Genomic DNA, 14,316 nt, shown 5'->3' with positions numbered 1-14,316 from the left:
AACCCAACCCCGACCGCCAGCCGGATGGAGATTCTTGATGGCCCGCCGTACCGACATCATGGACACGATCGTCAGCCTCGCCAAACGCCGGGGGCTCGTCTACCCGTCGAGCGAGATCTACGGAGGTCTGCGCGCGTCCTGGGACTACGGCCCGCTCGGCGTCGAGCTCAAGAACAACGTCAAGCGCGAGTGGTGGAAGTCCATGGTCCAGGGCCGCGAGGACGTCGTCGGCCTCGACTCCTCGGTGATCCTGGCGCGCGAGGTCTGGGAGGCCAGCGGCCACGTCAGGGAGTTCGTGGACCCGCTCACCGAGTGCCAGTCGTGCCACAAGCGCTTCCGCGCCGACCACCTCGAAGAGGCCTACGCCGAGAAGCACAGCGGCAGGGCCCCCGAGAACGGCCTGGCCGACCTCACCTGTCCCAGCTGCGGCACCAAGGGCGCGTTCACCGCGCCGCGCATGTTCAACGGCCTGCTCAAGACGTTCCTCGGCGCCGTCGAGGACGAGTCGGGCCTCGCCTACCTGCGTCCCGAGACCGCTCAGGGCATCTTCATCAACTACCTCAACGTGCAGCAGTCGTCCCGCAAGAAGATCCCGTTCGGCATCGGCCAGATCGGCAAGTCCTTCCGCAACGAGATCACCCCGGGCAACTTCATCTTCCGCACGCGCGAGTTCGAGCAGATGGAGATGGAGTTCTTCGTCAAGCCCGGCAGCGACGAAGAGTGGCACCAGTACTGGATCGACACTCGCCTGCAGTGGTACATCGACCTCGGCATCAACCGCGACAACCTCCGGCTGTACGAGCACCCGAAGGACAAGCTGTCGCACTACTCCAAGCGCACCGTCGACGTCGAATACCGCTTCAACTTCACCGGTTCCGAGTGGGGCGAGCTCGAGGGTGTGGCCAACCGCACCGACTTCGACCTCACCACGCACGCCGCCGCCTCCGGCACCGACCTGTCGTTCTTCGAGCAGGAGTCCGGTGACCGGTACGTGCCGTACGTCATCGAGCCGGCCGCCGGCGTCGACCGCTGCGCGCTCACCTTCATGATCGACGCCTACACCATGGACGAGGCCCCGAACGCCAAGGGCGTCATGGAGCAGCGCACGGTCATGCGGCTGGACCACCGGCTCGCGCCGGTCAAGGTGGCCGTGCTGCCCCTGTCGCGCAACGCCGACCTCTCGCCGAAGGCCCGCGACCTGGCCGCCCAGCTGCGCCGCCGCTGGAACGTCGAGTTCGACGACGCCGGAGCGATCGGCCGCCGCTACCGCCGCCAGGACGAGATCGGCACGCCGTTCTGCATCACGGTCGACTTCGACACCCTGGAAGACCACGCCGTGACGATCCGCGAGCGCGACTCCATGGCCCAGAAGCGCATCGCCCTCGACCAGGTCGACTCCTACCTGCGCCAGCACCTCAACGACTGACACCGCCCTCTGTCGCCAGGTGGGGCCGCGTCACGCGATGGTTCACGGGCCGGAGTACAGGGGCCGCTCACAGTGACCGGTAACCGGTGACGGGTGGCCGGTGACGGGCTTGATGCTCGGTTGCGGGTGCGGACGCGGTCCCGGGCTTCCGGGCGGCGGTGTCCTCGTCACACGGAGGAGGGCAGGATGTCCACGTCGTCGGCCTTGACGAAGGCCACGCGGTGGCCGAGCTGCACCTGGTAGTACAGGGTGCGGCCCCTGACGAGCCGGTGGGCCGTCTCGTCGTAGGTCGTCGAGTGGTAGTACTCGCCGTGCGTCGCCAGCCCGACGGCGTACCGCTGCCCCCGCGGGATCATGTACTGCAGCGGCACGATCGGCTGCACCGGCACGCCCTTCGGGTAGGCCTCCGGCTCCGGATAGGCCCTGCCGTACACCGGCACGCTCGCGCGGCCCGGCCTGGGGGTGACGATCAACCCGCCGGCGTTGACCGCGGTCGGCGCGTCGTGCGGGTTGTGGAACCACGCGCGCTGGCCGAGGTACCAGATGGCCGTCCAGTCGCCCTTGCGGCCCGCGAGGGCGTACTGCTGGCCGGTGGTCGCCCGGGCGCCGTGGTCGTGGACGCCGTAGGTGGACCGGCCGCCGGACCTGCGGCCGACGTCCCTGACCAGCGGCTTGCCGTGGCCGGGCGCGGTGTGCAGGCGCACGGACGCCGAGCCGTGCGGCCGGCAGTCCTCGCCGGGCTCCTCGCAGCCGGTGTAGCGGGGACGGTGGCGGGCGTAGTCGGTCCTGATCGTCACCAGGCCCGCGTGGGCGCCGCCCGTGGCCTTGAACGGACTGCCCATCAGCGCGAAGTAGTGGCCCCAGTCCCAGTAAGGCCCCGGGTCGACGTGCATACCGGCCACGGAGCCTGGCACGGTGCCGGGGACGTTGTCGTGGCCGAGGATGTGCGCGCGGTCGAGCGGGATGCCGTACCGCCGGGCGAGATAGCGGACCAGCCGGGCGGAGCTGCGGTACATCGCCTCGGTGTACCAGGCGCCGGCCTTGGCGAGGAAGCCCTCGTGCTCGATGCCGATCGCCTTGGCGTTGACGTACCAGTTGCCCGAGTGCCAGGCGATGTCCCGCGTGCGGACGTGCTGGGCGATGTGCCCGTCGGACGAGCGGATGGTGTAGTGCCAGCTCACGTACGTGGGGTCGTCCACCAGCCTCAGCGTCTTGCCGTAGGTCTCCTCGGTGTCGTGGATGACGATGTACTCGATGCGATGCTCGCGCGGCCGGTCGGACAGGTCGTGGTTACCGTAGCCGCCGCCCGGCAGTTCGCGGTACGGCGCCGGCAGCCACTCGCAGGCCAGGTTCGCCGGGCAGTCGGTGTTCCTGTTCCCGCCCTCGCGCAGCCCCATGCGGTCGACGTGCTCCATGTGCGGAGCGATCTCCGGTGAGGGGGACAGCCAAACCTGGCGGCCGTCGTCGGTGATCCTGCCGGCTCCCGTCCTGAGCAGCGAGAACACCTCGCCGGCGAAGTGCCGGGCGTCTCCGGCCCCGGTGGCGCCCGAGTAGCGGGCGACGGCCCCGGACCAGTCGGCCGGCCTCGGGCTCATCGGCAGGCCGAGATCCCTCTGGTGGCGGGCGAGCAGGGCGGCCCCGCCCAGGATGTTGGCGCCGGGGTCGCGGACGAGCCGGTCGGCGGAGATCCCGGTGAGCCGGGCGGCCTCCTCGGCGGTCCCGCGACCGGCGCGATGGGAGACCCGGCGCGGGCCGGCGCGATGGGAGGTCCGGCGCGGGCCGGTGGGGTGGAGGGCGTCGTGCGGGCCGGTGAGGCGGAGGGCCCGGCGCGGGTCGGTGAGGTGCATCGGGCCGTATCCCGCGGTGACGCTGGGCAGGCCCTGGTGGGCGTCCCAGCGCGACTCCAGGTACGAGACGGCGAGCAGGACCTTCTCGGGGACGCCGTACCGGGCGGCGGCGGCACGGAACGCCTCCTGCCGCTCGGCCCGTGGCGCGTTCCAGGAGGCTCGCGGCGCGTTCCAGGAGGTCCAGGCGGTCCGCGGCGTGTTCCAGGCGGCCTGCGGCGCGCTCCAGGCGGCCTGCGGTGCGGCGAGGCCGGCGAGGAGCAGGGACGCCGCCAGCGGGACGGCGGCGACCGGCGTTCTGCGCATGGACGACCCTTTCTCAGGCGGTCACGCGGGCAGTGCGAACGCATCTGCGGAACTGCGTGAGCCCGGAATACCGACGGTCACCCTACGACTTCGCGCGGCCCGATCCACTGCTTGTCATGCGGCGTGTCAAAGACGCTTTCGCGTACAGCTGATGCCAGTCCACCTGGAAATGGCAGAACGGCGGCACGGCGGCCACGGTCGAGGTGGACCTGACCTCCGGTCTTTTCCGAGCACATGTGCGTGTTACGCGAGGCGGGCCGGTAACGGAGCGTAAGGTCGGGTGGCAGCGGCTCTATCGGCCGGCAGCGGTGCCGCCGAACGGGGTGCGGCCGTGACCGAGCCCGTTCGAGCGATTCCGGCGCGCGAGACTCGCCGGGTCGCGCGACCTGCTCGACCACCTGGACGACGAGCGATGAGCACGGGACGACGAGGGATGAGCGACGACGATCTGACCACCGTCCACCTCGATCAGTTCCTGCCGCACCCGCCCGCGAAGGTATGGCGGGCGCTGACCGAACCCGAACTGCTGGCCCAGTGGCTGATGCCCGGCGACTTCCGGCTGGAGGTCGGTCACCGGTACACCATGCGGATGGTCCCCATGCCGGGCACGGGCTTCTCCGGCACGGTCTCGGCAGAGGTGCTCGCCTTCGAGATCGGCAGGATGCTCCGCATCGGCTGGCGGGACGCCGACCCCGCGAACGTCGCCGACTGGACGATCACCTGGACGCTGGAGCCGGAAGGCGAGGGCACCCGGCTGTTCCTCCTGCACGAGGGCTTCGACCCCGACGACCCCCTCCAGCGGCGGGCACAGAGGGTCATGGGCGGCGGCTGGCGATCGAGCGTCCTGCGCGGCCTGGAATCCGTCCTCGACCGCATCTAGAGACCACTCCCCGGACACAGACCACGCCCCGGAAACAGACCACGCCCCGGACACAGACCACGCCCCGGACACCGACCGCGCCCCGGACACAGGCAGCGTCCTCATGCGGGTGGCGCACTCCAACGAATGCCGCCCTGACGTGGCATGCACGGCCGGGGCGGTGTCTCCGCGCTTCATAGGACGTCGTCCCCTTACGCGGTCGGCTCGGCGGACCGCCAGCTGGACAGGACCTCGTCGAGGCGAGAGCGGATGCGTTCGCGGGCGGTCACGCGCGGCACCCCGGACATCAGCAGGTCGTCGTAGTCGGTGTCCAGGTGGCGCACGCTCGCGACCACGGCGAGAGTGATCGCGTTCTCGTCCAGCGCGCGGGCGGCGGCGGTGCGCCCCACCCTGCCGCTGCCGCGCACCGCGGCGTGGCCGGCGATGGCCTCGGCCCGCTCCGCCGGGCAGCCGGGGAACAGGCGCCGGATCTCCGCCGCCATCGTGGTCTGGAACGCGGCGTCCTCGCCGGCCCGCCGCTCGCGGTCGCGTTCGCGGCGGCGCAGCCGCACCTCTTCGTCGGCCAGGCACTGCTCCTCGGCCCGCGCCAGCGCCTCCTCCTCCACCAGCACGCCGAGCCGCTCATGCCGCCTGCGCCGCCGGTTGAAGCGGACGACCACGGCCGACAGGCCGCTCGCCTTCTTGGCGCGGCGGCTCAGCGCGGCGTTCCCCGCGGGCAGAAAGCACAGGTGATCCATGTCGGCGCAGGTCAGACAGTGCGGGCGTTCGTCCTCCATGATCAGATAGGGGCCGGTGTCCCCGCATCCGGCGCAGGTCCACGCCTCCAGCGGCGCGACGGCCACGAGGTCGGGGGCCTTGTTCTGCCGCTCTTCGATCTGCCGCCGCCGCGACTCGCTCAGCTGAGCCGACAGCCAGTGGACGCGGAACCCGCGCTCGGCCTCCTCGTCCCCGTCCAAGGTGAAGCGCAGCGGCCGCCGATCGCGGCTCGCGGCCGCGTACGCCGCCTCGCTCTCCACCAGGGCGCGGCCGAGGGCCCATTCGCGCAGGTGGACAAGGGCCTGCTCCATCTTGGTCCTGTCCACGGGCGCCAGCCGTTCCAGGCTGTCGACGCGGCCCTGCCGCCACATCTCCACATGGCGGTCGTGCAGCCACCCCAGGCCGGTCAGGACGTCGATCGCGGTCACGTGGTCGCGGACGGCGAGGGCGGTCTCCGCCACCTGGGCCACCCTGCCGCCGAGCTTGCTGCGCACCCGTCCAAGACTGCCCTAAGTGGACGCGTGCGCATGCCGGTTCTCCTCACGAGCCCACGCGGCCCGCCCTCGGCAGAGAGCACACCCGGCTCGCCCTCAGCAGGGAGCCCGCGCGGCGGCGATGACATTCAGGGGCGGTCACCTCGACAGCGGCGACGGGTGAAATGATGCGGGCGGGCCCAGAACGTCCCACCCCTTGGACTCGGCCGCGGCCCCCGGCGCGGACGAGCTCGCACAGGGGCGTCGCCGGGTCCGACCGCGCACGAGGCCGAGGGCGCCGCCGGACGGCGCCATGCATCCGACCGAGGAGCACCAGTGCACCTGCTGACCAACCCCGTCAAGGACTACGCCTGGGGATCCCGCACGGACATCGCCGAGCTCACCGGCAGGCCCGCGCCCGCGGCCGGTCCCGAAGCGGAGATGTGGCTCGGTGCCCACCCGTCCGGCCCGTCGCGGCTGGCCGGCGACGACGGCCGCACCCTCGCCGACCTCATCGGCTCCGACCCCCGCGGCGGGCTCGGCGAGGCGACGATCGACGGGTTCGGCGAGCGACTGCCGTACCTGATGAAGCTCATCGCCGTGGCCCAGCCGCTGTCGCTGCAGGTGCATCCCTCCGCCGACCAGGCCGTGGACGGCCACGCGCGCGGCGTCTACGGCGACCCGTGGCCCAAGCCGGAGCTGGTGTGCGCGCTCACGCCGTTCACGGCGCTGGCCGGGTTCCGACCCTTCGCGCAGGCCGCGATGCTCGTCGACCGGCTCGGCGTCCCCGACCTCAAGGACGTCGTCTCCCTGCTGGAGGGCGGCGCGCCGCTGAAGGCGCTGGAGGCCCTGCTCGGCAAGCAGCAGGCGGCCGGGCAGATCGTCTGGGCCGCTTCGGCGGTGCACCACCCCGATTACGAGCTGGTCGTACGCCTGGCCAGGCGCTATCCGGGCGATCCCGCGTGCCTGGCGCCGCTGCTGCTGCGCAGGCACGAGCTGGCTCCCGGCCAGGCCCTCTTCCTCGGCGCCGGCGTGCTCCACTGCTACCTCAAGGGCTTCGGCGTGGAGATCATGGGCAGCTCCGACAACGTCATGCGGGCCGGTCTCACCCCCAAGCCGCTCAACGTCGAGGAACTGCTGCGCATCACCGACCCCGGCGAGGTCCCGCTCGCCCTCCAGGCCGGCCCGGGCGGCGTGTTCGACACCCCGAGCCCGGAGTTCCGCCTGCGCCGCGTCCAGGGCGACGAAGGTGAGGTCCACCTGGACGGCGGAGTGCCGCGCATCCTGCTGGCCACCGAGGGGACGGCGACGGTCGGCTCGGCCGAACTCCGCCAGGGGGAGTCCGCGTTCGTCCCCGCCGCCGAGCCTTCCCTCACCGCCCGCACGACCGGCACCCTCTTCGTGGCCGAACCCGGTACGTCCGCAGGCAGCGGGCACACGCCCGAGTGACCTCGACCGGTACGCATCCGAGTGACCTCGACGGTAGGTATCTGAGTGATTTGGGCCGGTGCGTATCTGAGTGATTTCCACCCCGGCTTTCAGCCCGCCGCGGGCGACGTGGTCGCCCGGTACTCGCACTCCGACGTCCTCTACGCCCCCCTTGCAAGGCCGGCCCGCCCCCGACGCCCGCAGCGGCCTCTTCCGATAACGACCCGCGTCCGATAATGACCCGCGTCCGGTGCGACCGCGTCGGGTGCGCCCCTGCGTCGGGTGCGGCTCCACGTCCGGTGCGGGCCTGCGTCCGGTGCGGCCTCGTGTCCGGTGCGGCCTCGTGTCCGGTGCAGCCTGCGCTTCGGGCGGGTCATGTCGGCGTCCTCGCCTGTTCCGGCGGGAGGGCAGACTGGAGTGGCATACCTCCGGGCCCGCGAGGCCGGGCGCTGGAGGACACCGTCGATGTGGCCGTGAAGGCGAGGACGTCCATGAGCGTCGATCTTGGAGTCTGGTACGCGCGCACGCCCCTCACTCCCGAGGAGGCGGCGCGCAAGTACCTCGCCTGGTGCGCCGGGGAGGCGTCCTCCGGTGAGGTGGACCTGGGCGGCGGCCTGACCCTGACCGCGGACCTGGTCCTGGGCGGCGACCCGGCTCCGGCCGGCGACACGGCTTCCACGAGTGGCCTGGCCTGGACGGACGAGAAGGCCGCTCAGGCAGGCGCCGGCGGACCTGTCGCCGAGGTGATCGCCTTCTACGACGCGCTGACCGACGAGTTCCCCGACCTGCCCGACGGCGACTACCGGACCTCACCGTGGGCGACACCGCTGACGGTCGGGGACGAGTTCGTCGTGATGTCCATCGTCTTCCCCCGCGCAGCCGAGGTCTGCCGGACGGTCCTGCGCCTGGCCGCCGACCACGACCTCGTCTGTTTCGACCTCCACCCCGACGAGCTGTTCTTCGGACGCCCGTCCTCGTCATGACGCCGGCGGCGTGACCGCCGGGCCCCTCTGTCCGAAAAATATGGACATGCCCGTATCCTGCCGTGGTGCTGGAGCTGACGCTGCCGTCCCTGGACTTCGCCCAATGGGCGGTGGTGCTCTTCGCGCTGGTCCTGGTCGGATTCGCCAAGACGGGGATCTCCGGCGCGGGCACGGTGGCGATCGCGCTGTTCGCGCTGGTCCTGCCGACGAAGAGCTCCACCGGGATGCTCCTGCCCCTGCTGCTCGTCGGGGACGTGGTCGCCGTGGTCACCTACCGGCGGCACGCCGACTGGCCAAGGCTGCTCAAGCTCTTCCCCTGGGTGGCCGTCGGGGTGGTCGTCGGCGCCTTCGTCGTGCGCTGGGTCGACGACGCGCAGATGCGGCGCATCATCGGGACGATCCTGCTGGTGATCATCGCCCTGCACTTCTGGAACCGGAGCCGCGGGTCCGAGCTCGCCGAGCACCGGGCGGTGGCCGCCTCCGCGGGCGTGTTCGCCGGCTTCACCACCATGACGGCCAACGCCGCCGGCCCCATCATGGCCGTCTACTTCCTGGCGGCGGGCCTGCCGATGCTCGGCTTCCTCGGCACGACCGCGTGGTTCTTCCTGACCATCAACGCCTTCAAGGTGCCGTTCAGCGTGGCGCTCGGCCTGATCACCCCCGCCACGCTGACCTTCGCCGCGGTCACGGCCCCGGCGGTCGTCGCGGGAGGCGTGGTAGGGCGCGTGATCGTCAAGCGCATCAACAGGACCTGGTTCGAACGGATGACCCTGGCCCTCACCTTCCTCGCCGCGATCCGCCTCATGTTCTGACCATCAAGCCGGAGCCTCACGTGCTGACCACGGAGCCGGCCGTCCGCGGCGGCTCGGCGGTAGGTGGCCGATCGGTCAGATCCCGCCGGCGCCGATGGCGTGGCCGATGAAGTACACGACCACGGCCGCGCCTCCGCCGATGAGGAGCTGCCGGGCGCCCGTGAGCAGAGGCGACCGGCCGTTGAGCATCCCGAGCAGCGCGCCCACCGTGAACAGGGCCAGCGAGGCCAGGAGCACCGCGGTGACCAGGGCGGCCGTGCCATCGCCGAACAGGTAGGGGATGACGACCACGACGGCCCCCAGCGCGAAGGCGACGAGGCTGGACAGCGCCGCCGACCACGGCGAGCCGAGCTCCTCCGGATCCAGGCCCAGTTCCTCACGGGCCATGGTCTCCAGCGCGGTGGAGTGGTCCTTCATGATCGTCTTGGCGACGTGCTCGGCCTCTTCGGCGTCCAGGCCCTTGGCCCGGTAGATCAGCGCCAGTTCCTCCGCCTCGGCCTCGGGGTCGTCGCGCAGTTCCTCGGCCTCCAGCGCGATCTCGCGCTCGTAGGCCTCCCGCTGGCTGCGCATCGAGATGTACTCGCCGACGGCCATCGAGAACGCGCCGGCCAGCAGGCCGGCGAGCCCGGCGAACAAGATGGTGTGCCCCGCGGCCCCCGACCCGGCGAACCCCATGGCCAGCGAGGTGTTGGACACCAGGCCGTCGTTGACGCCGAACACGGCCGCGCGCAACGTGCCGGAGCGGTCGCTGCGATGCCAGCGCTCGCGCCGGGCCACGCCCCTGCCGCCCCCAACGCTCGGTCCACCCACACCGCTCAGGCCACGCGCGCCGCTCAGCGCGCCCGCGCCGCTCACACCTTCCACAATGTTCGCGCCGCTCGCACCGGCCATGCCGTCCGCGCCGCTCAGCCCGCCCGCGCCGCTCGCACCGGCCATGCCGTCCGCGCCGCTCGTGCCGGGGAGGTCGTGTTCGCCCTGGTCCGCTCGCTCCCGCCGGCGCATCCGGGTGAGCACCCGGGCGTGCGAGCGCTCGTCGGCGGCCATGCCGGGGTCGGCGTCGGGATCGCCGTCGTACAGGCCCGCGTCGGCGTGCTCGGCGCGCTCGACGAACGGCAGCACCGCGTCGACGGAGTAGCGGCGGGCCAGCCAGGACAGCAGGCGGATGCGCATGCTGGACCGGCGAGGGCCGGGCACCCGCTCGCCGAGGGCGGCGAGTTTGTCCGCCCAGTGAGCGGCGTGCCGCTCCTCCACGGCCGCGAGCTGCAGGAAGATCTGCCGTCGTTCTCCCTCGGCGCCCGCGGCGAGCCCGCGGTACAGGGCGGCGCTCTGCCGCTCGGAGTCGAGCGCGCCGCGATAGCGGGCCGCTGATCGCCGGTCCCCGCGCGCGCCGTGGTGGTCCTTCTCGGTGTTGCCGATCTCGGCGCTCATGCTCTGTGCCTCCTGCCCGGTCGTACAGGCGTGCTGTGGTATCCGCGGCCCTCAGGCGGGTGCGTTCCGGCCGAGGCAGTCGTGGCAGACCCCGCGGAAGATGACCTGCGCCTCCTCCACCTCGCCCATGTCGCCGCCCGGGGCGAGGCAGGGCTTCGCGTCCCCGGCACAGGGCACGTCGCTGACCTGCCCGCACCGCCGGCAGACGAAATGGTGGTGCCGGCGCTCGGCCACCTCGTACACCGCCGCGCCCGGCCCGACGTCCGCGCGCAGCACCACACCGAGGTCGGCCAGCGTGACCAGCGAGTTGTAGACGCTGGTGCGCGGCAGCGAGACGCCGCGCCCCGCCAGGTGCGCGTGCACGTCGTCGGCCGTGCGGTGGCCGCCCATCGAGCGCAGCGCCTCGATCACGGCCAGCCGCGGCCGCGTCGCCCGCAGCCCGGCCGACCGCAGCGACGCCACGGTGTCACCGGTGAACTCGCCCACCATCTCCTCCGGCCATCGGGTTCGGCCTTATATGGATATTGTGCAAATAAGTCTACATCCCGCGGCGGCGCGCCAGGCGGCCGGGTACGACGCCCTAATTGCCCCAGTTGGACGGCTTTATTGTGGGAAGAGGAGACTGGCGTAGTAGCTGATCTTTTTCGAGGAGGAACTTTCATGCAGACTCGCCGCATCGGCGACGTCCAGGTCGGCGCGATCGGTCTGGGCGGCATGCCCATGTCCATCGAGGGGCGTCCCGACGAGCAGCGTTCCATTTCGACCATCCACGCGGCGCTCGACGCCGGCGTCACCTTGATCGACACCGCGGACGCCTACCACCTCACGGCGACCGACGTGGGCCACAACGAGTCGCTGATCGCCCGCGCTCTCGCGAGCTACGGAGGCGACACCTCCGACGTGCTGGTCGCCACCAAGGGCGGCCACCTGCGCCCCGGCGACGGCTCCTGGACGGTGAACGGCTCGCCCGACTATCTCAAGACCGCCTGCGAGGCGTCGCTCGAGAGGCTCGGCGTGGAGGCCATCGGCCTCTACCAGTTCCACCGTCCCGACCCGAGCGTGCCCTACGCCGACTCGGTCGGCGCCATCCGCGACCTGCTCGACGCGGGCAAGATCCGGATGGCCGGCATCTCCAACGCCGACCCCGATCAGATCCGGCAGGCCGCCGAGATCCTGGGCGGGCGGCTGGTGAGCGTGCAGAACCAGTTCTCGCCCGCCTTCCGCTCCAGCGAGCCGGAGCTCGACCTGTGCGCCGAGATGGGCATCGCCTTCCTGCCGTGGAGCCCGCTCGGCGGCATCACGCAGGCCGGCGACCTCGGCTCGCGGTTCGCCGTGTTCGCGGAGGTGGCGCACGAGCACGGGGTCAGCCCGCAGCAGGTCTGCCTCGCCTGGCTGCTCGCCAAGGCGCCGGTCGTCATCCCCATCCCGGGCTCGTCGCGGCCGGAGACCATCCGCGACTCGGCCGGCGCGGTCGACCTGAAGCTGTCGCCCGAAGAGCTGTCGCGCCTCGACGCGGCCTGACCACGGCGACACCCCGGGCGTCGTCCGCCGCACGCACGCCCGGGGAGGTCGTCCGCCGTGCGCACGGACGCCTCGGGAGGTCGTCCGCCGTGCGCACGCCCGGGGAGGACGCCTGGGTGCTCCCCGTCCCGGCGGGGCCGGGCGCCCGAGCCGCGTCGTCGCGCGAAGCGACCGACGTCAGTTGGTGCGGGTGTTCGGGAGATGCCCGCCGAGATAGCCGACGTACACCTTTCCCGTGGCGCCGCCCGAGTCGTCGTGGAAGTACATGCGCGGCGCCGGGTAACCGACCGCGCGCAGCTTGATGTGGGCCTCCATGAGGATCTCGCCGCGCGCGTCGACCTCGGTCGGCACGGGGAAGGTGCGCGGATCGCGGAACTTGTCGCGGCTGGTGACGCTCTTGGACTCGCGCATGACCAGCATCCCGGTCGGGACCGTGTAGCGGCCCGGCACGCCGACGGCGCACCAGTCGTAGAAGCCGCCCGCGTACTCCCCGCTGGAGCGCGCGCGGGCGAAGTCGTTCAGGGCGTGCAGCGCGTCCCAGGCCTTGCCGGCCCAGCTGCGGCGCAGCCCCGGGTAGACGACGTCCAGGCGCGCGGCGGGGGAGTCGGTGTCGCCGATCACCACATGGGTGAGCCTGGACCTCGCCTCGATCAGCGCCTCGGACAGGCTGTCGGGATGGAACACCTCCTCGGGGACGGCGACGCCGTACATGGGGTGGCCCAGCTCGGCCAGCGCGCCTTCCAGCCATCGGACGCGTTCGGCGAGCACCCGCGCCGCGTCCACGGCGTCGGCGTACTCCTCCTGCAGCAGCGCGTAGGCCACCTCCGTGTCCTCCGGGTCGTCCGGCGGGGGCGGTTCATCGACGACCAGGTCACGCAGGCCGTCCAGACGCAGGCCCAGCGTGCGCACCTCGCGCAGGAGCTGCTGCCCGGTGTCCAGGCCGGCCGCCAGCCCGAGGGCGGTCTCCAGTTCCTCGCGCATCTCCTTGACCACCAGCTCGGCGACCTCGTGCGCGAGCTCGGGCCGCGCGTCCGCGGCCGGATGCCGGCCCGCCCCGGCGTCCGTCCCCGCCTCCAGGTCGGGATGCCGGCCCACCCCCGCGTCCTCGACCGCGTGACGGCTCGACGCCGGTTCCTCGCCTCCGCGCCGGCCCGCCGGCGTCTCATGCGGCGCGTACCCGGTCGCGTCCGCTCCGGAGGACGTCCCTGCTTCGGATGCCGCCGCGCGCGGTGCCGGCGCCGGTCCCGCGAGCGACCCGGCGGACGAGCCGGCCCCGGACGCGGCGTGGGGCGCGGCGGCCGGCCGGGGTGCCGGGACGACGGTGTCCCGCGCGCCCGGCCCGGCGGCCGGACGGGGTGCGGGCACGACGGCATCACCGGCGGCCGGCGCGACGGCGCCTGCGGCGGTGTCCCTGGTGGCGGGCGCGGCGGCGATCCGGGAGGCGGGCGTGACGGCCGCGGCCGCCGGACCGGGGCGCACGGCCAGCGTCATCATCTTGCGCCGCAGTTCCTCGCGCGCCGGACCGGCGGGTCTGGGACGCGGGCCCATCGCATCCGCCAGTTCCGCGGACGGTGAGCGCCCGGCCAGCACCCGGTGAACCACCGGCAGGGCCCGTTGCACCTCGTCGGGCAGGTCCACACCCGCGGACCGGCCGATCATGCCCTCCGCGATCTTGGCAAGCGCCGCTTCGCCTTCTTCGCGCAGCTTCGCCGGACGCATCGGCGGATGGCGGTAGACGTGACGCTCGGTCGCCGGATCGAACGGGGCGGCGTAGGTGCGGATCGCCCCGCCGTACACGCCGAGGTCCTTACCGACGGCCTGGTTGAAAAGGTCCTCGGTGTGCTTGTCGGCCAGCCGCACCACCACACCGGCTCCGGCCACCGCGGCCGCCAGCCACTCGGCGCGCGCGGCGCTTCCGGGATCCGGCGTCACGACCGCGATGGGCACGCGCCGCCGTGGCTCGGTCAGCACATGGACGAAGTGGGCGACCTCCTGCTCGGCCAGGACGACCGAGGCGTCCGCCAGGTGGACCGCGCCGTCGGTGATCCGGTGGGTGCGCAGGTACGCGGGCAGGAACCCGGGCGCCTGGGACGTCCCGCTGTGCGCGCCGCCGAGCTGCTCGACCGTCACCACGACCCAGCCCGGCGCCCGATCGGTGCCGTCGAGGAACACCGCCTTGGTGCGCAGCACGCCGATGTCGCACGGTTCGTCCAGGACGTACCGCCCGCACAGATCACGGCGCTCCAAGATCAGCTGTCTGCCGTCCGCCTCGTACGCCGCCCTCTGCCCGGCGGCGTCGGCGGACGGAAAGCCCTTCTCCGCCGCCCACTGCGAGAAGGCGCGATGAAGCCGGACCCAGATGGGCTTGGAGCCGTCTCGCAATACAGCCTGGTAGAGCCGTGTCGTCGACCTCACTGTCCGCCCTTCGGTCTGCCATGGGTGAGAGATACGGCCAGCCC

Annotated in this window: 11 protein-coding genes; 6 read left to right on the top strand and 5 right to left on the bottom strand. The window is 72.4% G+C overall.

Translation table 11 applies throughout. From position 1 onward, the window contains the following. Positions 1-37 precede the first annotated feature (37 nt). Positions 38-1,426 carry a glycine--tRNA ligase gene (locus ACFO60_RS01470; RefSeq protein ID WP_380835898.1) on the top strand — a complete coding sequence of 463 codons (1,389 nt, stop codon included), beginning with the start codon at positions 38-40 and terminating at the stop codon, positions 1,424-1,426. Positions 1,427-1,593: 167 nt separating this feature from the next. Here the strand turns inward: ACFO60_RS01470 and ACFO60_RS01465 are convergent, their stop codons facing one another. Further along, positions 1,594-3,576 (bottom strand): N-acetylmuramoyl-L-alanine amidase, encoded by a 1,983-nt coding sequence (locus ACFO60_RS01465; RefSeq protein WP_380835897.1) that lies wholly within the window; start codon positions 3,574-3,576, stop codon positions 1,594-1,596. A gap of 433 nt (positions 3,577-4,009) precedes the next feature. Between ACFO60_RS01465 and ACFO60_RS01460 the strand changes: the two genes are divergently transcribed. After that, entirely contained in the window at positions 4,010-4,456 is a 447-nt protein-coding gene (locus ACFO60_RS01460; protein WP_380835896.1) for an SRPBCC family protein, read from the top strand. A 191-nt stretch (positions 4,457-4,647) separates the two neighbouring features. Here the strand turns inward: ACFO60_RS01460 and ACFO60_RS01455 are convergent, their stop codons facing one another. Continuing rightward, on the bottom strand, positions 4,648-5,706 hold the full coding sequence (locus tag ACFO60_RS01455; protein ID WP_380835895.1) for a DUF2293 domain-containing protein: 1,059 nt from the start codon (positions 5,704-5,706) through the stop codon (positions 4,648-4,650). A 315-nt stretch (positions 5,707-6,021) separates the two neighbouring features. Here ACFO60_RS01455 and manA point away from each other — a divergent pair, with 315 nt between their 5' ends. The 3 genes from manA (at position 6,022) to ACFO60_RS01440 (ending at position 8,908) form a co-directional block, all read left to right on the top strand. Beyond that, positions 6,022-7,134, top strand: coding sequence for a mannose-6-phosphate isomerase, class I (gene manA / locus ACFO60_RS01450; RefSeq protein ID WP_380835893.1), 1,113 nt, complete (start codon positions 6,022-6,024; stop codon positions 7,132-7,134). Positions 7,135-7,604: 470 nt separating this feature from the next. After that, positions 7,605-8,096: a hypothetical protein gene (locus ACFO60_RS01445; RefSeq protein WP_380835892.1), complete on the top strand. Its 492-nt coding sequence runs from the start codon at positions 7,605-7,607 to the stop codon at positions 8,094-8,096. Positions 8,097-8,161: 65 nt separating this feature from the next. After that, positions 8,162-8,908 carry a TSUP family transporter gene (locus ACFO60_RS01440; RefSeq protein ID WP_380835890.1) on the top strand — a complete coding sequence of 249 codons (747 nt, stop codon included), beginning with the start codon at positions 8,162-8,164 and terminating at the stop codon, positions 8,906-8,908. 75 nt (positions 8,909-8,983) lie between these two features. On the opposite strand, the gene ACFO60_RS01435 is transcribed toward ACFO60_RS01440, so the two are convergent. Together ACFO60_RS01435 and ACFO60_RS01430 are read right to left on the bottom strand one after the other, a co-directional pair. Beyond that, positions 8,984-10,336: a VIT1/CCC1 transporter family protein gene (locus tag ACFO60_RS01435; protein ID WP_380835889.1), complete on the bottom strand. Its 1,353-nt coding sequence runs from the start codon at positions 10,334-10,336 to the stop codon at positions 8,984-8,986. A 51-nt stretch (positions 10,337-10,387) separates the two neighbouring features. Further along, positions 10,388-10,825 carry a Fur family transcriptional regulator gene (locus ACFO60_RS01430; protein WP_380835887.1) on the bottom strand — a complete coding sequence of 146 codons (438 nt, stop codon included), beginning with the start codon at positions 10,823-10,825 and terminating at the stop codon, positions 10,388-10,390. Positions 10,826-10,996: 171 nt separating this feature from the next. Between ACFO60_RS01430 and ACFO60_RS01425 the strand changes: the two genes are divergently transcribed. Next, positions 10,997-11,857, top strand: a complete 861-nt coding sequence (locus ACFO60_RS01425; protein ID WP_380835885.1) for an aldo/keto reductase — start codon at positions 10,997-10,999, stop codon at positions 11,855-11,857. A 177-nt stretch (positions 11,858-12,034) separates the two neighbouring features. Here the strand turns inward: ACFO60_RS01425 and ACFO60_RS01420 are convergent, their stop codons facing one another. Next, positions 12,035-14,272: a hypothetical protein gene (locus tag ACFO60_RS01420; RefSeq protein ID WP_380835883.1), complete on the bottom strand. Its 2,238-nt coding sequence runs from the start codon at positions 14,270-14,272 to the stop codon at positions 12,035-12,037. Between the last annotated feature and the right edge of the window lie 44 nt (positions 14,273-14,316).

Source organism: Sphaerisporangium dianthi (genome assembly GCF_042654065.1).
GTDB lineage: Bacteria > Actinomycetota > Actinomycetes > Streptosporangiales > Streptosporangiaceae > Sphaerisporangium > Sphaerisporangium dianthi.
The sequence above is the reverse complement of the archived record's forward strand: the minus strand, read 5'-3'. Positions and strand labels throughout refer to the sequence as shown.